Annotated in this window: 19 protein-coding genes; 13 read left to right on the plus strand and 6 right to left on the minus strand. The window is 70.1% G+C overall.

What is annotated here, in order from left to right:
* The first annotated feature begins 101 nt into the window (after positions 1-101).
* The 7 genes from ACIBVQ_RS23650 to ACIBVQ_RS23680 all read left to right on the plus strand — a co-directional run bounded on the left by ACIBVQ_RS23650 (position 102) and on the right by ACIBVQ_RS23680 (position 7,994).
* Positions 102-1,130 (plus strand): serine aminopeptidase domain-containing protein, encoded by a 1,029-nt coding sequence (locus ACIBVQ_RS23650; RefSeq protein WP_352015705.1) that lies wholly within the window; start codon positions 102-104, stop codon positions 1,128-1,130.
* Between the two features lie 182 nt (positions 1,131-1,312).
* Positions 1,313-2,497 carry a saccharopine dehydrogenase family protein gene (locus tag ACIBVQ_RS23655; RefSeq protein WP_399179935.1) on the plus strand — a complete coding sequence of 395 codons (1,185 nt, stop codon included), beginning with the start codon at positions 1,313-1,315 and terminating at the stop codon, positions 2,495-2,497.
* An 85-nt stretch (positions 2,498-2,582) separates the two neighbouring features.
* The gene (locus ACIBVQ_RS23660) at positions 2,583-3,503 is read left to right on the plus strand and encodes a PaaX family transcriptional regulator C-terminal domain-containing protein (protein WP_399179937.1); all 921 of its coding nucleotides are present in this window, start codon (positions 2,583-2,585) and stop codon (positions 3,501-3,503) included.
* Between the two features lie 280 nt (positions 3,504-3,783).
* Positions 3,784-4,614 (plus strand): DUF2382 domain-containing protein, encoded by an 831-nt coding sequence (locus ACIBVQ_RS23665; RefSeq protein ID WP_399179939.1) that lies wholly within the window; start codon positions 3,784-3,786, stop codon positions 4,612-4,614.
* Positions 4,615-5,264: 650 nt separating this feature from the next.
* Positions 5,265-5,900: a GPP34 family phosphoprotein gene (locus ACIBVQ_RS23670; protein ID WP_352015701.1), complete on the plus strand. Its 636-nt coding sequence runs from the start codon at positions 5,265-5,267 to the stop codon at positions 5,898-5,900.
* 31 nt (positions 5,901-5,931) lie between these two features.
* Positions 5,932-7,404 (plus strand): APC family permease, encoded by a 1,473-nt coding sequence (locus tag ACIBVQ_RS23675; protein WP_399179941.1) that lies wholly within the window; start codon positions 5,932-5,934, stop codon positions 7,402-7,404.
* Positions 7,401-7,994, plus strand: coding sequence for a GNAT family N-acetyltransferase (locus ACIBVQ_RS23680; RefSeq protein ID WP_386188189.1), 594 nt, complete (start codon positions 7,401-7,403; stop codon positions 7,992-7,994). The genes ACIBVQ_RS23675 and ACIBVQ_RS23680 overlap by 4 nt, the downstream gene beginning before the upstream one ends.
* Positions 7,995-8,499: 505 nt before the next feature.
* On the opposite strand, the gene ACIBVQ_RS23685 is transcribed toward ACIBVQ_RS23680, so the two are convergent.
* Complete coding sequence (locus tag ACIBVQ_RS23685; RefSeq protein WP_352015698.1) at positions 8,500-8,643, minus strand: hypothetical protein; 144 nt, start codon at positions 8,641-8,643, stop codon at positions 8,500-8,502.
* A gap of 364 nt (positions 8,644-9,007) precedes the next feature.
* Here ACIBVQ_RS23685 and ACIBVQ_RS23690 point away from each other — a divergent pair, with 364 nt between their 5' ends.
* Positions 9,008-11,833 carry a BTAD domain-containing putative transcriptional regulator gene (locus ACIBVQ_RS23690; protein WP_399179944.1) on the plus strand — a complete coding sequence of 942 codons (2,826 nt, stop codon included), beginning with the start codon at positions 9,008-9,010 and terminating at the stop codon, positions 11,831-11,833.
* 36 nt (positions 11,834-11,869) lie between these two features.
* On the opposite strand, the gene ACIBVQ_RS23695 is transcribed toward ACIBVQ_RS23690, so the two are convergent.
* Together ACIBVQ_RS23695 and ACIBVQ_RS23700 are read right to left on the minus strand one after the other, a co-directional pair.
* Positions 11,870-12,700 (minus strand): ion transporter, encoded by an 831-nt coding sequence (locus tag ACIBVQ_RS23695; RefSeq protein WP_362779962.1) that lies wholly within the window; start codon positions 12,698-12,700, stop codon positions 11,870-11,872.
* A 102-nt stretch (positions 12,701-12,802) separates the two neighbouring features.
* Positions 12,803-14,296, minus strand: a complete 1,494-nt coding sequence (locus tag ACIBVQ_RS23700; RefSeq protein ID WP_399179946.1) for a carboxylesterase/lipase family protein — start codon at positions 14,294-14,296, stop codon at positions 12,803-12,805.
* A gap of 95 nt (positions 14,297-14,391) precedes the next feature.
* Here ACIBVQ_RS23700 and ACIBVQ_RS23705 point away from each other — a divergent pair, with 95 nt between their 5' ends.
* From ACIBVQ_RS23705 to ACIBVQ_RS23715, 3 genes are all read left to right on the plus strand, one after another.
* Positions 14,392-15,003, plus strand: coding sequence for a TetR family transcriptional regulator C-terminal domain-containing protein (locus tag ACIBVQ_RS23705; RefSeq protein WP_352015694.1), 612 nt, complete (start codon positions 14,392-14,394; stop codon positions 15,001-15,003).
* A 466-nt stretch (positions 15,004-15,469) separates the two neighbouring features.
* Positions 15,470-18,112, plus strand: a complete 2,643-nt coding sequence (locus tag ACIBVQ_RS23710; RefSeq protein ID WP_399179948.1) for a S8 family serine peptidase — start codon at positions 15,470-15,472, stop codon at positions 18,110-18,112.
* Positions 18,113-18,240: 128 nt separating this feature from the next.
* Positions 18,241-18,687: a cytidine deaminase gene (locus tag ACIBVQ_RS23715; protein ID WP_352015692.1), complete on the plus strand. Its 447-nt coding sequence runs from the start codon at positions 18,241-18,243 to the stop codon at positions 18,685-18,687.
* A 4-nt stretch (positions 18,688-18,691) separates the two neighbouring features.
* Here the strand turns inward: ACIBVQ_RS23715 and ACIBVQ_RS23720 are convergent, their stop codons facing one another.
* Positions 18,692-19,384 carry an ankyrin repeat domain-containing protein gene (locus ACIBVQ_RS23720; protein ID WP_399179950.1) on the minus strand — a complete coding sequence of 231 codons (693 nt, stop codon included), beginning with the start codon at positions 19,382-19,384 and terminating at the stop codon, positions 18,692-18,694.
* 128 nt (positions 19,385-19,512) lie between these two features.
* Entirely contained in the window at positions 19,513-20,058 is a 546-nt protein-coding gene (locus tag ACIBVQ_RS23725; RefSeq protein WP_399179952.1) for a heme-binding protein, read from the minus strand.
* Positions 20,059-20,259: 201 nt separating this feature from the next.
* Here ACIBVQ_RS23725 and ACIBVQ_RS23730 point away from each other — a divergent pair, with 201 nt between their 5' ends.
* A complete protein-coding gene (locus ACIBVQ_RS23730; protein WP_399179954.1) occupies positions 20,260-21,432 on the plus strand; it encodes a sensor histidine kinase in 1,173 nt (390 codons plus the stop codon).
* Positions 21,429-22,052, plus strand: a complete 624-nt coding sequence (locus tag ACIBVQ_RS23735) for a response regulator (protein ID WP_399179956.1) — start codon at positions 21,429-21,431, stop codon at positions 22,050-22,052. The genes ACIBVQ_RS23730 and ACIBVQ_RS23735 overlap by 4 nt, the downstream gene beginning before the upstream one ends.
* Positions 22,053-22,058: 6 nt before the next feature.
* Here the strand turns inward: ACIBVQ_RS23735 and ACIBVQ_RS23740 are convergent, their stop codons facing one another.
* Complete coding sequence (locus tag ACIBVQ_RS23740; RefSeq protein ID WP_352015687.1) at positions 22,059-22,727, minus strand: FCD domain-containing protein; 669 nt, start codon at positions 22,725-22,727, stop codon at positions 22,059-22,061.
* Positions 22,728-22,751 lie beyond the last annotated feature (24 nt).

Here is a 22,751-nt window from a genome sequence, read left to right on the forward strand (position 1 = left end):
GTCACGGCCCATCCGTTCCGAGGCGAGCACCGATGGCCACGGTACCGGCGCGACCAATTTTCTATTGACAATCCTACGATCGTATTCATTACGATAGTTACATGAAAGCAAGGAAGCGGGTCGGACCACTCTGGATCGCCCTCGCCTGCGTGCTCGTCCTGGTCGCCGGGGCCTGTGCGTGGATCGTCGTGCAGAACGATTTCGCCGTACGCGAGGTGCGGGTGACCATCCCCGGTCCGAAGCAGCCGCTGAAGGCGGTGCTCGCGCTGCCGACGGAGGGGAAGGGCCCGCGAGGGCTGGTTGTCCTCGCTCACGGGGACGGAGTGGCGGACGCCTCCAGGGACGGGTTCTACCGGCCGATCTGGGAGGCGTTCGCACGTGCCGGATACGCCTCGCTGTCCTGGAACAAGCCCGGCGTCGACGGCGCGCCGGGGAACTGGCTCCACCAGAGCATGAGCGATCGCAGCGCGGAGGTCGACGCCGCGCTGGACTGGGCGAAGCGGCGACCGGAGATCGACCCGAATCGGCTGGGAGTGTGGGGGATCAGCCAGGGCGGCTGGGTGCTGCCCAAGGTGGCGGGAGACCGTACCGACCTGCGCTTCATGATCCTGGTAGGGGCTGCGGTGAACTGGTTGCGGCAGGGCGAGTACAACCTGCGGGCCGAACTCCAGGACCAGGGCGCACCGGACGACAGGCTCGGCGCCGAACTCCGCCGGCGTGCCGCCCAGATCCGCCTTCTTGAGGAAGGCGCCGGGTATGACGAGTACCTCGCGTCCGGGCTGGACGACCCGCCGATGAGCAAGGACCGGTGGCGGTTCGTTCTCCGGAACTTCCGCGCCGATGTCACGGACCAGCTTCCGAGGGTGCGCACCCCGACTCTTCTCGTGCTCGGGGACCACGACCGCAACGTCGACGTCAAGGAGACCGAGGCCGCCTATCGCGCGGGCGTCCCCCAGGGCCTGCTCACGGTCGAGACGCTCCGGGGCGGCTCCCACAGCGCGGCCAGGTACGAACTGGACACCCCCGGCAGCGTCCGGGGTCTGATCACGTACGTCGCCGCCCCCCGTTCGCTCTACGTACCCGGCTACCTCGACTCGCTCACCGACTTCGTGAAGAAGCACGGGCGGTGACCATGGAGGAACCACGCCTCCGGAGCGGCCCCGTTCGGCATGTGGAGAGCAGACCAGGCGGTACCCGCGCGAGGGCGTCCTCCGGTTCCTGCCTGATCCCACCTACCTCGACCGGCATTCCACGCCCAGGTACCAGCGGCTGTGGCCGGCGTTCCTCAACGTCCGTAAGGGGATGGTCTTCGATGGGCGAGCGATACCGTGTGGTCGCGCTGGGCGGAGCCGGAGCGATGGGCGGACCCGTCGTCGAGGCGCTCGCCGGGCGCGCGGACATCGCGGAACTGGCGATCGCCGACCGTGACACCGCGGCCGCCGAACGCCTGGCCGCCCGCTTCCCGGGCGTCTCGGTCGCGCCGGTGGACGCCTCGGACCCGGTACGGCTCCGCGAGCTCTTCCACGATGCCGACCTGGTCCTCAACACCACCGGCCCCTTCTTCCGGCTCGGTGTGCCGATCCTGCGGGCGGCGATCGAGAGCCGTACCCATTACGCCGACATCTGCGACGACTGGGAACCGACGCTGGACATGCTCGCCATGGACGCCGAGGCGCGGGAGGCGGGCGTGATCGCCGTGGTCGGAGCCGGGGCCAGCCCGGGCACCGGCAACATGCTGGCCGCGCTGGCGAGCCGAGACCTGGACACCGTCGAAGACGTCTTCACCGCCTGGCCGGTGGACGTCCCGTTCATCGGAGACGACCCCGCCGACGACGCGTCCGACGGAAACTCGGCCGCCCTCGTCCACTGGATGCACCAGCTGTCAGGAAAAATCATGACTTGGTCGGGCGGGGAACCCACCGAGGGCCCGCCGCTCGAACCCGTCCGGCTCGACTACCCCGGGTTGGGCACCGGAACCGTCTACACCGTCGGCCATCCCGAACCGCTGACCCTCCCGGCGACCTGCTCGGTCACCCGCGACTCCGCCTGCGTCATGGTGGTCAGGCCGGAGACGGCCGCCTACCTGATGACCCTGCGCGATGAGGTCGACCGGGGAAGGCTCTCCCTGGAACAGGCAGCCGCCGCGATCGAGACCCCGACCGCCGCCCGCTTCGCCCGCTCGGCCATACGTCGGCTCTCTCTGCGCGGCCCCGGCTCGCTTCCCCCCTTCTTCGCACTGGCCACCGGACTCCGGTACGGCCGGCCGTACCGGGTCGGCGCGAGGCTGATCGCCTCGCCGCGCGGGATGGCCAGGATGACCGGGATCCCTCTGTCGCTCGCGGCGGCGCAGATCCTCGACGGCACGGTGCGCACCCCCGGCGTCCACCCGCCGGACGCCGTACTCGACCCGGCAAGATACTTCGACGAGCTGGCCGCCCACTGCGACCCGCCCCGCACCGGCCGCGACGAGGTCGTCAGGGTGGACCACACCTCATGACCACGGATCATCGGCGCCCGACACAGAATCTTTCATGCATTCGACTATCGAGCCCAATACGATAGTTCTTTTGGAGGGCCGCAGCATGGACGTCCATGTCCCCACCCGGATGCTCGTCGAAGCGCTCGTCCGCACCGACCTCACGGTCGACGCCGGCGACCTCTACGCGACCGCGAACCTGCTGCGCATGAACGACCAGCAGGTTCGCCTGTGCATCAAACGCCTGGTCGCCGAGGGACGCTTCGTCCAGGAGGGACGAGGGCGCAAGGCGATCCTGCGCGCCACCGGCGGCACCGAACGCGCGATAGGCCTCGACGTCGAGTTCGTCACCCACGCCTTCCGCCAGGACGCCGGGCTCGCCCCCTGGGACGGCGCCTGGCACCTCGTCGGCTTCGCCGTACCGGAGAGCGCGCGGCCCGCCCGCGACGCGCTGCGCGCCTGCCTCACCTTCCTCGGCGGCGCCGCCATCCACGGGGGCCTCTACCTCAGCGCCAATCCTTGGGAGCCGTACGTCGAGGAGCACGCCCGCCGCCTGGACATCCTCAACCACGTCACCTTCCTGACCACCCGGGACCTCCGTCGCGGCGAGGAGACCGATCCCGTCGCGCTCACCCGCGCCATGTGGCCGCTGGACGAGATCGCCGAACGTTACGACCGGCTCGCCGCGGTGGCGGAGCCCCGGCTCGCGCTCATCGAGGATTCCGCCGATCTGTCCGGGGCGCAGCGGCTGACCGTCGCGGTGGAGCTGGCCGCGGAGTTCACCCGCGCGATGGAGGCGGACCCGCTCCTACCTCCCGAGCTTCTCCCCCCGTCCTGGCCCGGCGCCCGAGCCCGCGCCCTGACCGCGCGCTGCTGGTCGCTGCTGGAGGAACAGAGCGACCAGGACGACAGCGGGATCCGCCTGTTCAGGCTCTACGGCGACACAGCCGTCACGACGCCCCGCGAGTTCGACCTCGACAACCGGCGCTCGGCCGGCCATGACCCGACGGTGCGCGGTCCGGGCTGACCTGGCCTTCTCCCATGAGCCCGCATGAGGCGATTTCACGCGTTCTTTGCCCACTCCACCGGCTTTGGTGACAGATCCGGCGGCGGCTGCCAACCGGAGTACTCCGACGTCATGGTGCCCATCCCGCCGGGAGGCGTTCCGGGGTCGGTCCGCCGTTCCCGCCTTCTCGGCCTCCAGGTGGCGCCCGCACCCCCGAGGAGACAGGGAAATCCGCCGATCAGGTTTTCTTTCACGGCATCGCGGTACGCGGTAGAGAGTCGGACAAAAAGGGAGAAACCGGATGATTACCCAGAACCAGATCTCAGCGGTGATCGACCAGACCGTCTACGACAACCACGGGGACAAGATCGGCAAGGTCAAGCACGTCTACCTCGACGACAACACCGGTCGCCCCGAGTGGCTGTGCGTGCGGACCGGGCTGTTCGGCATCAACGAGACCTTCGTCCCCGTCCAGGGCGCCGACGTGGTCGGCGACCACGTCGAGGTCGCCTACGACAAGGACCGCATCAAGGACGCTCCCAACATCGACGTCGAGTCCGGCGGCCACATGTCGCCGCAGGAGGAGCGCGAGCTGTACAACTACTACGGCATCGACCTGGACGCCTCCTGGAGGGAGGCCAACCAGCCGGGTGAGACCGGCTGGGCGCACACCGGCGGCCAGCGGGAGCGCGAGCGCCTGGGCTCCGTCGGCCGGGAGCGGGAGGCCGGACGCGCGGACCTCACCGGCGACGACGCGATGACCCGCTCGGAGGAGCGGCTGACGACCCACACCGAGAGCCACGAGATCGGCCGGGCGCGGCTGCGGAAGTACGTGGTCACCGAGGAGCAGCAGGTCACCGTGCCGGTCACCCGAGAGGAGGTGCGCATCGAGCGCGAGCCGATCACCGAGGAGAACCGGGACGCCGCGCTGCGGGGCCCGGACATCTCCGAGGCCGAGCACGAGGTGACCCTGCACGAGGAACGGGCGGTGGTGGAGAAGAACACCGTCCCGGTGGAACGGGTCCGGATGACCACCGAGAAGGTCACCGACGAGGAGACCGTCACCGAACAGGTCCGCAAGGAACGCATCGAAGCCGAAGGAGACATCGGCGAGGACGGCCGCGCCTTCTGAGCGCGGGGGCGACCCGTCCGGAAGCGCCCTCACCGCTCCACGCCCGCCGTCATGACCGGCCGACCGCTCGTCTCGAACCGACGGCTGCGTCCAACAGGTGTCCAGCAGGTCCCGCACGGGGCGAGCACGGCCGGTCATTCCTCCCGCGCCTCTCGCCGGTTCCCGGAGATCGGGCCGCCTGCCTGTATTCGGGAGCGGCCCTCCTCGCGCCGACCGCCCCGGCCCATGCCGTCCCTGGCCGGAGGTAACGGGCCGGAGAACCGGGCGACACAGCTGGAACTCCAGGACGGCCGGGAGCCGACCGGCACGACGAGGAGGTCCGTAGGGGTATTACGCCAGTCTGAAAATACTAAAAAACACCGTATTAAACCCCATGGGATTCATGAGACGGCACCCTCGGGAGCCTTCTGACCGGGGTTGTTCCGGCCCTGAGAGGCCTTGACGGACCGCCCCCCGACGCCCGTCCGCGACCGGCCAAAAATGGGCGAATTCCCAAATTCGGCGGAACTTTCGATAGACCGTTCGACACAGCTCCAGGTTGTCGGCCGCCTGTCCGTTTCTTCGGATCTCACCAGGCTGAGCTATGTCCGGATCCGGAACTTCGTTCACATAATGACAGATTTAATGATTTAGCTATACGATCGCCGTTCGTGGTTGGAGTTAATCCCCCAAGAACCCGATTGGCCGACGACCTGTTCTTTGTCATGCATGACAACTCGACCGGCCGGCCGCGGCTTCACGCCCGCCTGGCCGGTCTGGGGCTGGCCGCCGCCATCCTGGGAGAGCTGATGCTCGCCGGGCGGACAACCGTGGGATTGGCAGCGGGGCAGATACGGCTCGTCGTTCTCGACACGGCGCCGCCCGGAGACGCGGTCACCAGGACCGCCTTGGACCACATCATCGCCGAGCCCGCCCACCGCCTCCATACCTGGTTGCAGTTCTTCGCCCGTACGGCGCTCGCCGACGTGGCGGCCCGGATGACCGCCGACGGGCTGCTGCGCCCGCCCGGCAGACGCCCGTCGCGGAGGCAGGCACCGGTCGACGTGAACATCGCGGCGTGGCCCGGCGGACGCGTCAACCTGGCGATCCAACGCCGTGAACCGCTCAACGTCCAGGACAACGTCCTGCTGGGGCTGCTCGTCGTGACCGGCGGCAGCCGGCTCGTCCTGTGGGAACAGAACCCGGGATATCTCTCCGATTCGGTCGCCGCCCTCCCGGCGCCGCTCCAGGAACTGATCGCCCAGACCGAGGCTGCCGTGGGTGACTCCATCATCAGCCGCCGGTGAACCCACCCCCCTCACTCCAAGGATCCTCCCCATGTCCGTGACAGAACGAAGGGCCAGCGCCGTCTCCGCCGCACTGGCCCAGGACCGCCTCGGTGTGCCGTCGGTGGTGTTCTTCGTCATCTCGGCGGCGGCGCCGCTGACTGTCATCGGCGGTTCGGTGACCTCCGCCTACGCCGCGACCGGCGTGACCGGCGTACCGCTCGCCTTCATCCTGCTCGGAGCCATCCTGGGCCTGTTCGCCGTCGGCTACGTGACGATGGCCCGTTACGTCGTCAACGCCGGGGCGTTCTACGCCTACACCGCGAAAGGACTCGGCAGGCCGATCGGAGTGGCGACCGCGTGGGTCGCGTTGCTGGCCTACAACGCGCTCCAGGTGGGTCTCTACGGCATGATCGGCGCGGCGGCCCAGCAGCCGATCACCGACTGGTTCGGAAGCTCCCCTCCCTGGTGGGTCATCGGACTGGCCGCCTGGGTGCTGACCGGGGTGCTCGGCCTCATGCGGGTCGACGTGAACGGGAAGGTCCTGTCGGTCCTGCTGCTGACGGAGATAGCCGTCGTCATCGTGTTCGACGTCGCGGACCTGATCAACCCGTCGGCCTCGGGCTACAGCCTCGACGTCTTCTCCCCCTCAAGCCTCTTCGTCCCCGGGATCGGTGCGGTGGTCGCGATCTGCATCGCGTCCTTCGCGGGCTTCGAGTCGTCGGTGGTGTTCTCCGAGGAGACCAAGGACCCGAGGCGTACGGTGCCGATCGCGACCTACGTCGCGCTCGCCGTCATCTCGGGCCTCTACGCCGTCTCGTCCTGGGCGATGACCGTGCCGATCGGCTCGGGCAAGATCGTCGACGCCTCACGTGAGCAGAGCTCGGCCCTGCTGTTCAACCTGGCCGGGCGGCACCTGGGGGCGACCATCGCCACCATCGGCTCTCTCCTGTTCGTGACGAGCCTCTTCGCCGCGCTGATCGCCTTCCACAACACGATCTCCCGTTACATCTTCGCCCTCGGCAGAGAGAGGGTGCTTCCCGAGACCTTCGGTCGCACCTCCCCGGGGACCGGCGCCCCGATCAACGGCTCACTGGCGCAGAGCGTCATCGGGCTGATCACGATCGTCGTGTACGCGGCCTTCGGCCTGGACCCGGTCGTCCAGCTGTTCTTCACCGTCGGATCGTTCGGCGGCCTGGGGCTGCTCATGATGCTGGCGGCCACCTCGGTCTCCGTGCTGGTCTTCTTCTCCAAGAACCCCAACGAGGAGAACGCCTGGCGGACCAGGATCGCCCCGGGCATCTCCTCGGTCCTGCTGGTCGTGGTCATCGCGCTCGTCATGATCAACTTCGACACCGTGCTCGGCGTGGCCTCCGACTCCCCGCTGCGCTGGATCATGCCCGCCGTCTACTTCGTCGCCGTGGGGCTCGGCGTCGTGTGGGGACTCACCCTGCGGTCCAACCGGCCGAAGGTGTACGCGAACATCGGGCGGGGAGCCCAGGCCGCCGTGGGAGGGGCCGAATGACAGAGATCATCCGCATCCAGAACGTTCCCGGAGCGGCCGAGGCCGTCGGCGCGATCATCGCCACCTCCTTCCACGAGCAGGAGATCTCGGCCTGGATGATCCCGTCGGACGACGACCGCCGCCAGGTGATGCCCCCCTTCTTCTCCATGGCCACCGAGAGCGCCCTCGTCCACGGCGAGGTCCACGCGACGGCCGACATGACCGCCGTGGCCGTGTGGTTCCACAAGGGCGTCGAGCCGCTTCCCGAGATCCCCGGCCGGGACGCCCGGGTGGCGGAGCTGGCCGGTCCCCACGCGGAGCGCATCGGGCGGATGGGAGAGGAGATGGACAAGCGCCATCCTCACGAACCGCACCACTATCTGGCGTTCCTCGCCGTGCTCCCCGGGCACCAGCGGCAAAGGACGGGGACCCGGCTGCTCCAGGGGTACCACCGCGGGCTCGACGAGGCGGGCATACCCGCGTACCTGGAGGCCAGCAGTACCCACAGCCGCAGGCTCTACCTGCGCCACGGTTACCAGGACCTCGGCGACCCGATATTCATGCCCGGCGGCCCGCCGATGTTCCCGATGTGGCGCCCGCCGAACCCCTGACCCGCGTACGGCCCCGCCCCCGCCTGACAGGCGCCCGGCAGGCCTCGGGCGGTCTCGCCGACGCCCCTGTTGCCGGCGAGACCGCCCTCACGTCGTCGGTTCCCGAACCGGGAGCCCGACGATCATGGGCCGACCCGGCGGAGGGCCGGGACGGGCCTGGGAGGCGTTTCCCGAGCCCGCCAGCCCCTGCGCCGGTGGTGATCCATGTGCTTGCCGTACGGATGACCACAGGGAACGCGAACACCGAGCCGTACCAGGTGGTCCTGTCGTCGGCTTCGGAGTCGAAGCCGTATTCGCCCTTTTCCCGGTCACCGGCCTTCGTGTCGCCGATGCCGTAGGAGAGGCGGCGGTGCCGTTCCACGGTCTCCGAACCGATCAGCCTGCTGATTCGGGCGGCTCACCGGGGACACCCGTTGGTGAGAGTGGTGCGTTCCTTGTCCGAAAGCCGATTTTCGGCACGCGCGAAAATGGTCCGGTCGATGCGGTCGTCGATGCCGACGACGGCCTACGAGGCCTCGCCCGCGTCGACGGTCACCGCGGGCCGCTCGGCCGCCGGATCGTCCGGCGCGGCCAAGGCGGAAAAGGCCGTACCGACGACCATGTCGGTCAGCGTGATCTCTGAGATCAGGAGCAGGCGACTGACGAGCATTCCAGGTCATCTCCTTGGGGGTGGACATGGCTCCGTTCCGTTCCTGCGGTGGGATGCCCGTCGGCCGAACGGCCCACCGGTCTGGGATCGTCCCGTCTGCCCGGCCGGTTGAACCGCCACGGAAACGCCTTGGGAGAGGGCGTCTCCACGGTCTGCCCAAATCAAGCTGTTCCGGTCTTTCCAGGTTTCCGGTGAACCACCCGCCTCCGGCGGCCGGTGTGTTTCCCGTATCCGCTCTTCCGCTTTTTTGGTGGAACGAGAACCACTGTGCGCCATTGCCTGTGGACGAACCTTGGGCCAACCTTGAACCGGCTGGTCCGACCGGCTGTCCCGGGCCGGAATTCCCGCTGGAAAGGTGAACGGAATGGCCGTGGAGTTCGGCTTGTTCGGTGGCGTCGAGGCGCGAGCCGACGGTCGGCCGATCGAGCTGGGCCACGCCCGGCAGCGATCCGTGCTGGCGGCGCTGCTGATCGATGCGAACCGGGTGACATCGGTCGAGCAGCTGGTGGACCGGGTGTGGGGCGAGCGTTCTCCCCAACGGGCTGAGGGAACCCTGTACAGCTACGTGTCCCGCCTGCGTCAGGCACTGGCTCCGGTCGCCGGTGAGGCGCGTCTTTCGCGGGCCTCCGGCGGCTACGTCCTCGCGGTCGACGCCTCCACCGTGGACCTGCACCGTTTTCGCGACCTGACCGCCCGGGCCCGCACGGCCGATGACGACGGCACCGCCGCCTCCCTGCTGGAGCAGGCGCTCGGCCTGTGGCGGGGAGAGCTCTTCGCCTCCCTGGACACCCCGTGGTTCAACTCCGTACGCGAGTCCCTGGGAAGGGAACGGTTCGCCGCCGAGCTGGATCTGGGCGATGTCCTGCTGCGGCTCGGACGGCACGCGGAAATGCCCTTCGAGCTGGCCGCCCGCACCAGGGAACATCCGTTGGACGAGCGCCTGGCCGGTCAGCTCATGCTGGCCCTGTACCGCTGCGGCCGTCCCGCCGACGCCCTGAACCACTACCGGGACCTCCGGAGCCGGTTGGCGGATGATCTCGGTATCGACCCGGGCCCGGAGCTGCGGCACCTCCATCAGCAGATCCTCACCGCTGATCCGGCCATCGCCGTACCGTCTCCCGCCGACTCCCCCACGACCGGCGCCCACCCCGCGCCCACTCCGGTGCCGCGGCAACTTCCGGCACCGCCGCCGATGTTCACCGGCCGGGACCTGGAGGTGAAGGTCCTCTGCGGAATGCTGGATCCCGGCGAGCCCCGGCACGCCCACGTGGTGGCCGTCGACGGAGTCGCCGGAGTCGGGAAGTCCGCGCTGGCGCTTCATGCGAGCCATCGGATGGCGCACGGGTTCCCCGACGGGCAGCTCTACGTCAACCTGCAGGGCGCGTCTGCCGCGGGAGCGCCGCTGACGCCGTACGACGTCCTCGTCCAGTGGCTCCCCCAGCTCGGTGTGGCGGGCACGGATGTGCCCGGCGAAACAGGGGCGGCGAGCGCGCTGTGGCGCTCGGTGCTGGCGGGGCGGCGCCTGCTGCTGGTGCTCGACGACGCCTTCTCCGCCGAGCAGGTCCGTCCGCTGCTGCCCGCGGAACGCGGATGTGTGACGGTCGTGACCAGCAGGAGCGTGCTGTCCACCCTGGACGGAGCCGAGTTCGTGCACCTGGAGCCGCTGGCCCAGGAGGAGGCGGTGACGTTGCTGGAGCGGCTGGCGGGTGCGGGCCGGGTGGTCGCGGACCCGACGGCCGCCGGCGACGTCGTCGGGTTCTGCGAACGCCTTCCGCTCCTGCTGCGCATCGTGGCCGCCAGGCTGGCGGCCCGTCCGAGCTGGTCGATCCGGGTGATCGCCGACCGGCTGGCCGAGGAGCACCGGCGCCTGAACGAACTGCAGGCCGGTGAGCTGAGCGCGCGGGCGAGCCTCGCGGTGAGTCTGCGGGAGACGAGTGAGGAGGGAGCGCGGGTCTTCGCATCTCTCGCGATGGTCGGCGTGACCGAGCTCGACCTGCCGCTGGCGGCCTCGCTCGCCGGCCTGCCCTGGGCCGCCGCAGAAGCCGTCCTGGAACAGCTCGTCGACGCCCGCCTCATCGACTCGCCCGTTCCCGGCCGTTACCGGATGCACGACGTGGTCCGGCTCTACGCCCGCGAGCAGGCCCGCGTGCGGGCCGACACCGCCGGGTGGAGCGCCACGCGACGCCGGGTGCTGGATCACTACCTGGCCCTCACCCAACAGGCCGCCCTCCTGCTGGACCCGGAGGAGGCCTCCGCGCTCACGAACGGACCGCCGCCGGCCCATCCCTCCGGTTTCGCGTTCGACGACCGCTCCGAAGCGAGTGCCTGGATCGACTTCGTGGCCCCCCATCTGCCGATGATCATGGACGAACTGGCCGGTTCCGACGACCTGACCGCCGACATCGCCCTGCTCGCCCTGGAGGCCTATCCGGCGCTGGTGGTCCGCGACCGCTGGACGGAGCTGATCCGGCTGAGTTCCATCGCGGTCAGGACCGCCCGCGACGGCGACCGGCGGGTCCTTGAGGCACGGGCCCACAATCTGCTGGGCATGGCGTACGGCAACACCGGCCGGTTGGACGAGAGCCTCGCCGAGTTCGATCTCGCCCTCCGGCAGTGGGAGAAGATCGGTGACCGGCACCAGATGGCCCGCGCCCTGAACAACCTGGGCCTCGTCGCACGCCTGCGCGGCGACCTGCCGGAGGCGGTGCGCTGCCACGAACGCAGCATCCTGCTGTTCCAGGAGGTCGGGGACTCCAACGGGCAGGCTCGGGCCCTGTCCAATCTGGGTCTCGTCCACCAGCGCATCGGTGACCACGATCAGGCGATCGTGGCGCACGAGGAGGCCGCCGGGATATTCCGGACCCTGGGCGACCGGTATCGTCTCGGCCTCATCCTGGGCAACCTCGCCCGGTCCGTACGGCTGGCCGGCCGGATCCGCGAGTCCCTCGACCGCTACCAGGACAGCCTGAGGGTCATCCGCGAGACCGGCAACCGTTCCGGTGAGGCCGAGCAACTGTGGGGACTGGCACAGGCCCTGCACGACCTCGGTGAGTCCGACCTCGCGCGTGCGCGGTGGCGCGCCGCCCTGGACATTCTCCGCGAGTGCGGTGACCTCACCGCCAAGGAGGTGGAGGCCATCCTCGCCCAGCCCGTTCCACAGGCGCCGGCGGCCATCAGCAGGGGAGTCTGAACGAGGATCGGCCGTCCGGCCCGGACCCGGGAGCGGTCAAAGTGCCGTGTGGTGGTCGTTCCTGGAGGAATGCATCGTGTCGATTTTGGCGTGCAGCCGGGCCAGGTCCTCGGCGATGGCTGCCAGCCGGTCCTCGGTCCGCTGTTCCTCCGTCGAGGTGTTCTGGTCGTCCATCGCGTTGACCACGACGGCGATCAACAGGTTCAGCACCACGAAGGTCGTCATGAGGATGTAGCCGACGAAGAACACCCACGCCCACGGTTCCCGCCCCATGACCCTCTCGGCGATGTCCGGCCACGCCTCACCGGTCATGACCTGGAACAGGGTGAACAGCGAGGTGGGCAGCTCGCCGAAGTACTCCGGGGCGATCCCTCCGAACAGCTGTGTCGCCAGGACCGCCGAGACGTACATGACCAGAACGAGCAGGCCGACGATCGACAGCATGCCGGGGATGGCGGACAGCAGGGCGTTGACGACGTTGCGCATGCTGGGTACGGCCGACACCAGGCGTAACGCGCGCAGGATCCGCAGGGTGCGCAGTATCGAGGTCGGGCCCGAGGCGGGAACCAGCGCGACGCCCACGATGATCGTGTCGAACCAGTTCCACGGGTCGCGGAAGAAGGCCCCACGGTAGGCGTACAGCCGGGCGGCCAGTTCGACGGCGAAGACCGCCAGGGCGATCCTGTCGACGACGTGGAGCAGTCCGCCGACGTGATCGACGAGGTAGGAGGACGTCTCACAGCCGATCGTGATCGCGTTGATCACGATGACCGCGACCACGGCCCGCTGCAGGAGGGAACTCTCAAGAAAACGGCGCGTCCGTTCCCGTACCGGCACCTGGTCGATTCCTGAAGGATGGGGGTTCACCCGACGATCATCGCAAACCGCCGTCCACGATTTTCGGACAGATCCCCCCATGTGGCTCATCACAGGAGAATTCGACCGATGATCGGGCAGGCGCCGCGGCGTCTACGGGAGGTCGAAGGGGGCCGGGAAGTGGTCCTCCCAGATCCGGCGGGAGGTCTGCTCCGGGTAGGGCAGGGTCTCCGACGGGGCGTCCAGGACGCGGGTGAGCCGCCGGTCGGGCCGGTGGGCGGCCCACCCCGCGTCACCGGTGGTGGCGAAGCGGATCCACGCCTCCTTCAGCTCGCGGGAGAGAGCGACGGCCTCGGGGGCGGGCTCGTCGCCGAGGAGCTGTGTGCCGACGGGGCTGTCCAGGGTGCCGAACGCCAGGGGGACGTCGAGGCTGTGACAGGCGCCCAGGGCACCGCCGAGGGCCGGAGCGCTCCAGCGCAGCTCGAACAGGTACGAGGTGCCGCCCGCCGCGGCGTTCGCCTCGGCGAGCTTCTGCGACGGCATGCGGAAGAGCGCGTCGGAGTACACCGCCTCCACCAGTTCCTCGGGGCCGGCCTGCGCGAACGCGGCGCGGTACGCCTGCGCGCCGTGCGGCTGGGGGGCGAGCAGTTCCAGTGCCGTGCGGGCGTCCTGCTCGGTGAAGGTGCCCCGCCGTCCGCCCATGACGCTGAACAGCCGGAACTCGTCCCGGGTGTGGCCGACGAGCAGTTCGGCCCCGCTCGCGCGCGCGCCGGTCAGCGCGGGCCAGGGCGTCTCGGGAAGGACCTCACCGTCGACGACGGGGCACAGGGAGGTGCCGGTTCCCGTGATCCGCCCCCAGCTCTCCCGGTGCGCGTGGAGACCGGCGTTGAAGGAGGTGAGCTCCGCGGCCAGGTGCCAGGGGTCGACGTCGCGCAGGGCCGCGGCGGTGGGGGCCGCCGCCCCGAACCGGTCCGCGAGCGCGGCGGTGATCCGCCGTGCCAGCGCGGGGGTGCTGTGCAGTCCCGGCACCGAGTGGGCGATGGCCCGCCGGAACAGGCCGCGCGCCGGTTTCATCGTCAGGAGGGCGGCGACCGACCCCGCCCCGGCGGACTGTCCGGCCACGGTGACCTGGTCGGGGTCGCCTCCGAAGGCGGCGATGTTCCGCCGCACCCATTCCAGTGCCGCGATCTGGTCGAGGAATCCGCGGTTGGGCGGCGCGTCGTCGAGGAACGCGAACCCCTCCGCGCCCACGCGGCAGTTGACGGTCACCACGACGAGTCCCGCCTCTGCCAGCGCCGCCGGGTCGTACATCGGGTCGCTCGACATCGCCGTGACGTAGCCGCCCACGGGCAGCCACACCAGCACCGGCAGTCCCGCCGCGCCCGGGTCCGGAGTGCCGACGTTGAGCGTCAGCCAGTCCGTGCCCCGCTGCGGGCCCACGTCGACCGGCAGGGACAGCGGAACCACGGGACCGAACTCCGTCGCCTGCCTCGTCCCCTCCCAGCGGTCCGGCGGGGCCGGCGCGGCGAAGCGGAGCTCCCCCACCGGAGGCCGGGCGTAGGGGATGCCGCGGAACACCGCGTGCCCCTGCCGCCAGAGCCCGCGCACCGGGCCCTCCGTGGTCCGCACCCTCGGCTGTCCAGACATGACGTCTCCTTCCCTGAGCGGGCCCAGGATTATAGGTCACCTGTATTATGTCAACTGTATTGGAAAGACTCCGGGACACGAGGGAGGGAACGGCGATGCCGAAACAGGTGGATCACCGTGAACGCCGCGAGGCGATCGCCCGCGCGTTGTGGCGGGTCGTGGAGCAGCGCGGCGTCACACACCTGACGCTGCGCGTGGTGGCGCAGGAGGCGGGCATCTCCCTCGGGCAGCTGCAGCACTACTTCGCCTCCCGGACCGCCATGCTCTCCTTCGCCATGGACTTCGCGTCCGAGCGGACCTCGCTACGCGTCGCCCAGGGCCTCGAAAAGCTCGGCGACCACCCGCACCCCCGTGACGTGCTGCGACTGACGCTCATGGAGATGCTCCCCCTGCACGCCGACGCCCGTGCGACCAGCCGGATGAGCACCGCCTACGTCCTGGAGGCACTGCACGACGAGGCCGTCCACGAGCAGGCGCGTCACGGCCTCACCCGGGGACGGGCCCTTGTCGAACGGCTGGTCCGCCATGCGATCGCCGACGGGCACATCGCCCCCGGCCGCGACCCGGCGACCGAGACCAACCTGCTCCTCGCCCTCACCGGCCTCACCCCCCTGATCGAACTGAACGTGATCGAACCCCGGGACGCGCTCGCCGCGATCGACCTGCACCTGGACAGGTTGTTCGACGGGAACGACCGGAGGGCGTGACCCACACCCGAAGCGGATTCCGCGCCGGATCGGCGGACCGGTCGTCAACCCACGCCCGAGGAAGCGTTCCGCGTGACGGGAAAAGCCGTCAGAATCATTTCCACAGGACGGAACGCATCGGGAAATTTCGAATTCCAACCTCTTCGCAGAAACGCGCCGATCTCCATCGGCCCAATGGATTCCCTACGACGCGAAATCGGCGTTGTCAAGCCGGTGCACAGCCAATTTCCTGCGACAACAGCCAGCACAATGACGCTGCGCATCCACCCGGAAGCCAATCGTGCAAATCAAATTCACAGTTGATTTTCACACATGTGATCGGCCTATGCTGACCCGTCGGCTCCCTTGGTCCCACAACAAACCCATCGCGCGGGAAACGCGCCATTCGGCGTGCCCGCACGCCCAAAGTCACGAACGCCGGGCGGCACCCGCGCACCCCAGAGGACGACGAGAAGAGGAGAATTCGGTGCCAACTCACTCCGCCACCCGGGGTCACGGAGGACCACGGTCACGGTGGCTCACCGCGGCCCTGCTCTCCGTGGCCGTCGGCGCGCTGTCCGGCGTGGTCGCCGCGAATCCCGCCTCGGCCGAGCCCGCCCCGGCCTACGACCACAGCAAGGACAAGGGCACCGCCCCGGGCACCCACGCCCCCCTGCCCAAGGGCTTCTCCACGACCCAGCTCTCGGTGAAGTTCAAGCCCGGCCTCGCCGTACGGCTGCGCGGGCAGGGCCTGGTCGCCAAGGACTCCGGAGACACCGCGGACATCCAGAAGGTCCTGGCCAAGTACAAGGACGCCTCCATCAGGCCCCTGTCCTCGACCTCCGAGACGAAGACCACCGAGCAGCGCCTCCAGCTGGAGAGGAAGACCGGCAGGCAACTGCCCGACCTCAACTCCTGGTTCGTCGTCACCGCCCCCAAGAGCGGCGTCGAGGGCCTGCTGAAGGACCTCAACGCCCTGCCCTCGGTGGAGATCGCCCAGGCCAAGCCGAACGTCCGCTCCTTCTCGGAACCGCTGCGCTCCCATCAGAAGTACCTCAACTCGGCCACCTCGGTGTCGGGCGGCGGGGTGGACGCCGAGTACGCCCACACCCAGACGGGTGGCAAGGGCGACGGCATCACCGTCACCGACATCGAGGTCCAGTCCACGATCATCCCCGCCTACGGCGGGCAGACGATCTCCGCCGGAGACGACCACTCGCTGATGCTGGACTCCCTCGGCCATGTCTGGGCCTGGGGTGACAACAGCCAGGGACAGCTCGGCACCGGGGACACCGCGGCCAGGAAGATCCCGGTGCAGGTCCCCGGCCTGAACAACTTCATGTCCGTCGCCGCGGGCAACGACTTCTCCGTGGCGAGGAAGAGCGACGGCACCGTGTGGGCGTGGGGTGACAACAGCCAGGGACAGCTCGGTAACGGCACCCTGACCGACAGCTCCGTCCCGGTGCAGGTCGCCGGGATCTACAACGCCGCGAGCATCAGCGTCGGCCCCAACCACGCCCTGGCCGTCCTGACCGACGGCACCGTACGCGCCTGGGGCGACAACAGCCAGGGACAACTCGGCTACGCCGGCTCCGACTCCCCCGTCGCCATCGCCGTCCCCGGCCTCACCGGCGTCATCACCTCGACCGGTGGAATCGCGGCGGGCTACGGCCACTCCGTGGCGCTCATCAACGACGGCACCGTCAAGGCCTGGGGCGGCAACGGCACCGGCCAGCTGGGCGACGGCACCACGACCAACCGCACCACCCCGGCCGCCGTCACCGGCCTGACCGACGTCAGGCTGATCAGCAGCCGGGGCTACCACACCCTGGCCGTCCTCAACGACGGCACCGTCAAGGCCTGGGGGGACAACGACCAGGGACAGCTCGGCGACGGCACCACCGTGGACCGCAAGACCCCGGTCGCCGTCCCCGGCCTGACCAACGTCAGCGACGTCTCGGCCGGAGCCCTGCACAGCCTCGCCACCACCTCCTCGCTCACCTCGACCACCTACGCCTGGGGCGACAACGCCCAGGGACAGCTCGGCGACGGCACCACCGCCGACCGTCCCTCCCCCACCGCGATCTCCCCCTCCCTGGAATGGGTCGCGGCGGGCCGTACCCACAACATCGGCAAGGCCGGCTCGTCGTTCTTCACCTGGGGCGTCAACGGCACCGGCCAGCTGGGCGACGGCACCACCACCACCCACATCACCCCGACCCAGCTGAGCGGAGTGGCCAACCGCTGGAACCTCTGCCACGAGGACCTCGCGGGACGCGTCGCGGCGGGTCAGATCGTCCAGCTGCCGTCCGCGTTCGGTGACCCGTGCTCCACCGACGCCGGCACGATCTACCACGGCACCGCCGTCGCCGGGATCATCGGCGCCCAGGACGACAACGGCGTCGGCATGGCGGGCATCGCGCCGCACGCCACCCTGCACCTGACCGGCAACGCGATCCCCGACCCCGTCGCCTACACCACCGCCCACTCCCAGCCGGGCGACGTCATGCTCTTCGAGTTCGGTGCCGAACCCGAGGCGTACAAGCACTACCCCTGGGAGTACGACAGCAGCGTCTACGACCAGATCGTCCTGGCCGTCGCCGCCGGAGTGACCGTGGTCGAGGCGGGGGGCAACGCGAGCAGCAACCTCGACGATCCCCTGGACCCCTACTCCGCCGTCATCATGGGCCGCCCCGACTCGGGCGCCATCATCGTCGGCGCCGGAGCGCCCCCCAGCCCCGGCGGCACCAACTGCCTCGGCTCGGCCCCGCCCGCCGAGCGGACCGCGATGTCCTTCTCCACGTACGGCTCCCGCGTCGACCTCCAGGCCTACGGCGCCTGCGTCGCGACGCTGGGCGTCCCCTTGGCGAACGACCTGACTCCCTCGGAGACCAACCCCAACAAGATCTACTCCGGCAGGTTCAGCGGTACCTCAAGCGCCAGCGCCATCATCGCCGGAACCGTCGCCTCCCTGCAGGGCGTGGCCAAGGCCAACGGCGGCGTGCTCACCCCCGTCCAGGCCCGCGACACCCTCAAGCTCACCGGAACGGGACAGCCCGCGAGCGACCCCCGCCACATCGGCCCGCAGCCCAACCTGCACGCCGCCATCGACGACATCCTGACCCCCTGACCTGCTGACCTTCGGCCGGAACGACCTTCTGGCCGGAACCGAGGGCCGGTGAACGCGCGGGCCACGGGACGCCTCCCGTGGCCCGCGCCTCGTATCGTGGAGGCCTGTTCTACAACGGGAGACACCGGATGCGACTTGATCAAGCCCTTGTGGACGCGGCCGTCGCGCAGATGGAACGGCGCTGGCCCGCCGACGAACCGGGGGGCGCCGCGGCCGTCTACCTGGAGGACGGGCAGATCATCACCAGCGTCGGCCTGGACAACTTCAACGGCGGGGTTTCCCTGTGTCATGAGACCGGGGCCTTCTGCCAGGCCTACACGCTCAACAAGAGGATCACCGCCTCCGTGTGCGTCTTCCGGGAGTCCGCGCGGGACCGCGTCCTCTTTCTTCCTCCCTGTGGCGTCTGCCAGGAGCGCCTGGCCCTGTGGGGGCCCGACGTGCAGGTCGGTGTGCCCGACGACTCCAGCCCGGCGGGATGGGGCGTTCGCACCCTTCGCGAGGTGAACCCGTACTACTGGGCGCAGCAGTTCACCGAGGACGGCACCTGGCCCACCCTTGAGGCCCACTCCTCCTGAGCCGTCAGTGCGCTCCGGCGGCGCGGAGCAGGCCGGCCACCGCGGTCTGCCTCCTGGAGACCGCGTGGGCGAGTGGGGTGACGCCCTCGCGGTCACCGAGGTCGACGTCGGCGCCCGCCGCGATGAGCAGGCGGACGATCTCCTGGTAGGGCCGGCCGCCGTCGCCGAGGATGATCGCCTCAAGCAGGCCGGTCCAGCCGAGGTCGTTGACGTGATCGACCTTGATGCCGGTCTTCAGCACCTCCCGGACATAGTCCACGTGCCCACGCTCACAGGCGGGGATCAGGGAGACGCCCCCGTAGCGGTTGCGTATGGTCAGGTCGGGCCTGCCGGGCAGAAGGGTCCTGAGCATCGCGACGCTTCCGGTCACGCCCGTGACCAGCCAGGGGGTGTCGTGCCTGGAGTCCAGCGCGTTCGGGTCCGCGCCGGCCGCGATCAGCAGTTCGGCGACCTCCACGTGGTCGCCCGCCACGGCGAGCAGCAGTGCCGTACGGCGGAGCCCGTCGCGGGCCCCGACGTCGGCCCCGGAGGTGAGCGCGTCCCGGACACCCGCGACGTCGCCTCGCGCGGCGCGCGTCAGCAGTTCATCGTTGAGCACCTTCTCCCCTTTCACCGTGCGACTCACCGTACGGCCGCCGCAGGCAGCGGCCAGCAGGCCGAGTCCGGAGAGCAGGATCGCCCGGCGCCTCATCCACATCGTCCCTCTCCCCTGCTTCCGATACCCGGTCTCCCGACCTCCGGCCTCCCGGATCCCTGACCTCCTGGTCCCCTGCCTCGACTCCCGGCCCCCGACGACGTCCGGCCCGGCGGGGCGGGACGGGTCGGTCAGCGGAGCCGACCGGCGACGGCCTTGAGGCCCTCCTGGGCGATGGCCTCGTCGATGTCGCCGCTCGGCGCGCCGCCGACACCGATGCCCGCGACGGGCGCGCCGCCGGAGACCACGGGAACACCGCCGCCGAGGAAAAGAGTGCCCGGAATGTCGGCGATGTTCGGGCCGCCGCCGGTCACGCCCTTGCCAAGCTCACTTGTCGTCTTACCGAAGGAGACCGCGGTGAAGGCCTTGCGCCGCGCCGACTCCTCGGTCTGCGGGCCCGCGCCGTCGCCCTTCAGCACCAGGCGGGTCACGCCGGACCGGTCGACGATCACCACCGTGACACGCTGCTTCCGCCTGGCGGCCTCCTTCATCGCGGCGTCGGCGATCGTCAGGGCGGCGTCGGCGGAGAGCACGTCGGTCTGCACGACGGCCTGCCCGTTCTTGGCGGGGGCGGCCTGCGCGGGGGAGGCGGCGGCGAAACCGAGGGTGCCCGCCATGATGGCGAGCCCCGCGAGGGAGCCGACGACCAGGCGGGGACGCGCGGAACGGACTGTCATTGGTTTCTCCAGGTGCGGGTCGGTGGAACCTTGCACACCCAAGGCTTCCGGAGACGGCGTTCCCGGCCATCGCAAGCATGGGCGGTTCCCGGACGCCGAAGGGTCGAGGGAGAAGTCAACCGATCGGTTGACGCGTGGCCGTACCGCTCGGGCCGATCCTCGCCAGGGGATAACGTCGAGAAAGACCAGACAAGGAGGGTGATGAGGGAACGTATCTGGCTCAACTGGGCCATGCACGCGGGGTTCTACCTGCTGCTCGCCGCCTCCGCCCTGCGGCTGGTGTCCCGGCACGACATGGGGACGCGGACCGTCGCCTCGCTGGTCGTCGGCGGTCTCCTGGCCCTGACCTACACGGCGGGCGTCGTCCTCTGGAACCGCCTCGGACGCGGGCGCGTCGTCTGGCTGGCGGGAGTGGCGGCGGTCTGGCTCGTGCTCGTGGTGCTCGCGCCGTCGTTCAGCTGGTGCGCGGTCCCCCTGCTCTTCCTGTGCCTGCGATCGCTGAACGCGCGTGGTTTCGCGGTGGCCGCGGCCGCCCTCACGCTGGTCGTGATCGCGGCCCAGCTCAAGATCGCGCGGGAGTTCGATCTCAGCCTGATCCTCGCGCCGATCGGCATCGCCGCCATGACCGCGGTGATCTTCTGGGAGCTCCAGCGGGAGAGCGCCGCCCGGCAGCTCCTCATCGACGACCTGATCAGCACCCGGGGAACGCTGGCCGACTCCCGGCACCGTACCGGCGTCCTGGAGGAGCGCGAGCGGCTGGCCAGGGAGATCCACGACACCCTCGCCCAGGGGCTCACCAGCATGGGCATCCTTCTGCAGGCCGCCGACCGCATGTGGGCCTCCGACCCCGAGCTGGCCCGCGCCCACGTACGGCGGGCGGCGGCAGCGGCCGCGGAGAACCTCGACGAGGCCCGGCGCTTCGTCCGCGACCTCCAGCCCCCGGGCCTGGTCGAGGCCTCGCTGCCCGAGGCCCTGGCCAGGCTCTGCGCGGACACCGGGAACGGCACCGGGCCTGACGTGCGTTTCCGTCAGGAGGGCGAGCAGTACCCGCTGGAGCCCGAGGTGCAGGCGGCGTTGCTGCGGGTGGCGCAGGGGGCGCTGGCCAACGTCCGCGACCACTCCCGCGCGGGCACTGCCATGGTGACCCTGTCCTACCTCGACGGTGAGGTCACGCTGGACGTCTTCGACGACGGCGCCGGGTTCGACGCCCCGGCCCCCGCGCCGGGCCGGGGATACGGGCTGCGGGCGATGCGCGACAGGATGGCGGAGGTGAACGGCGTCCTGGTCGTCGAGAGCGTCCCCGGCGAGGGAACGGGGATCGCGGCCACGGTCCCGACCGGCGCGCGGGCACGAGACGGGGAGGAGGAGCGATGAGGCTGTTTCTGGTCGACGACCATCCGGTGGTCCGGGCGGGGCTGGTGGCGCTGCTCGGCGGCGAGCCCGACATGGAGGTCGTCGGCGAGGCCGCCGGTGGGGACGAGGCACTGCGGGGTGTCGCCATGAGCTCCCCGGACGTCGTGCTCATGGACCTGCAGCTCGGCGACGGCGTCGACGGGGTCGAGGCCACCCGGCGGATCCGGGAGCTGCCCACTCCGCCGCAGGTCCTGGTGCTGACGACGTACGAGACCGACGCGGACATCATGCGGGCCGTCGACGCCGGGGCCACCGGTTACCTGCTCAAGGCGTGTCCGCCGGAGGAGCTGTTCCAGGGCATCAGGGCCGCGGCCAAGGGCGAGTCGGTGCTGTCCGCCAAGGTCGCGGCCCGGATGATGAGGCGGATGCGCGACCCCGGCCCGGCGCTGAGCGCCCGGGAGGTGGAGATCCTGGAGCTGCTGGCGAGCGGCGCGGGCAACCGGGAGATCGCCAGGCGGCTCTTCATCACCGAGGCGACGGTCAAGACCCACCTGGTGCACATCTACGGCAAGCTCGGCGTGGACACGCGTACGGCCGCGGTGACCGCCGCCGTCGAGCGGCGCCTGATCAGGCTCCCCTGAGGCGCTTCAGAGATCGTTCTCCTGCTCGTTGAGGATGGCGAGCGCGATCGTGACCGCGCCCGCCGCGTCGCCCGCCTCGATCGCCCGGTACAGGTCCCGGTGGGTGGAGTCGGCGTCGAGCACGGCGTGTTCCATGCACTGGTCGCGGCGGACCGTTTCGCGCACCGCCTCGCTCATGCCCCGGTACAGGTCCAGCAGCACGGGGTTGTGCGAGGCCGCGGCGACGGCCAGGTGGAAGTCAACGTCGGCGTCGGCGAACGCGTCGAGGTCGGCGGCCTCGTGGGCGGCGGTGCGCCGTTCCAGCGTCTCCCGCAGCGCGTCGAGGTCGGCCGGTTCGCGTCGTTCGGCGGCGAGCCTGGCCGCCACGAGGTCCAGGCCGCGCCGTACGTCGATGATGTCCATGGTGGCCGCGCGGTCCAGGCGGCGCCTGAGGGCGACCTCGTTCTCGTCGGTCGCGGTGACGTAGGTTCCGTCGCCCTGACGGGTGGCGAGCAGGCCGGCGTGGACGAGGACGCGGACGGCCTCGCGCACCGAGAGCCTGCTCACGCCCAGGGTCTCGGCCAGCCGCCCCTCTGTGGGGATCTTGGTGCCGACCGGCCAGACGCCGTTCGCGATCTCCTGGCGGAGCTCGTGGATGGCGGAGTCGACGAGGGAGGTCCGGCCCACGTGGCGCATTCTTCCTCTGCTTCTCTAATCATC

Source organism: Streptosporangium sp. NPDC049376 (assembly GCF_044466505.1).
In the GTDB taxonomy this organism is placed as follows: domain Bacteria; phylum Actinomycetota; class Actinomycetes; order Streptosporangiales; family Streptosporangiaceae; genus Streptosporangium.

Bases quoted from the DNA above. Each gene is read 5' to 3' on its own strand.
- ACIBVQ_RS23650 (WP_352015705.1), top strand. From the start codon at position 102: ATGAAAGCAAGGAAGCGGGTCGGACCACTCTGGATCGCCCTCGCCTGC.
- ACIBVQ_RS23655 (WP_399179935.1), top strand. From the start codon at position 1,313: ATGGGCGAGCGATACCGTGTGGTCGCGCTGGGCGGAGCCGGAGCGATG.
- ACIBVQ_RS23660 (WP_399179937.1), top strand. From the start codon at position 2,583: ATGGACGTCCATGTCCCCACCCGGATGCTCGTCGAAGCGCTCGTCCGC.
- ACIBVQ_RS23665 (WP_399179939.1), top strand. From the start codon at position 3,784: ATGATTACCCAGAACCAGATCTCAGCGGTGATCGACCAGACCGTCTAC.
- ACIBVQ_RS23675 (WP_399179941.1), top strand. From the start codon at position 5,932: ATGTCCGTGACAGAACGAAGGGCCAGCGCCGTCTCCGCCGCACTGGCC.
- ACIBVQ_RS23680 (WP_386188189.1), top strand. From the start codon at position 7,401: ATGACAGAGATCATCCGCATCCAGAACGTTCCCGGAGCGGCCGAGGCC.
- ACIBVQ_RS23685 (WP_352015698.1), bottom strand. From the start codon at position 8,643: ATGCTCGTCAGTCGCCTGCTCCTGATCTCAGAGATCACGCTGACCGAC.
- ACIBVQ_RS23690 (WP_399179944.1), top strand. From the start codon at position 9,008: ATGGCCGTGGAGTTCGGCTTGTTCGGTGGCGTCGAGGCGCGAGCCGAC.
- ACIBVQ_RS23700 (WP_399179946.1), bottom strand. From the start codon at position 14,296: ATGTCTGGACAGCCGAGGGTGCGGACCACGGAGGGCCCGGTGCGCGGG.
- ACIBVQ_RS23705 (WP_352015694.1), top strand. From the start codon at position 14,392: ATGCCGAAACAGGTGGATCACCGTGAACGCCGCGAGGCGATCGCCCGC.
- ACIBVQ_RS23715 (WP_352015692.1), top strand. From the start codon at position 18,241: ATGCGACTTGATCAAGCCCTTGTGGACGCGGCCGTCGCGCAGATGGAA.
- ACIBVQ_RS23720 (WP_399179950.1), bottom strand. From the start codon at position 19,384: ATGTGGATGAGGCGCCGGGCGATCCTGCTCTCCGGACTCGGCCTGCTG.
- ACIBVQ_RS23725 (WP_399179952.1), bottom strand. From the start codon at position 20,058: ATGACAGTCCGTTCCGCGCGTCCCCGCCTGGTCGTCGGCTCCCTCGCG.
- ACIBVQ_RS23730 (WP_399179954.1), top strand. From the start codon at position 20,260: ATGAGGGAACGTATCTGGCTCAACTGGGCCATGCACGCGGGGTTCTAC.
- ACIBVQ_RS23735 (WP_399179956.1), top strand. From the start codon at position 21,429: ATGAGGCTGTTTCTGGTCGACGACCATCCGGTGGTCCGGGCGGGGCTG.
- ACIBVQ_RS23740 (WP_352015687.1), bottom strand. From the start codon at position 22,727: ATGCGCCACGTGGGCCGGACCTCCCTCGTCGACTCCGCCATCCACGAG.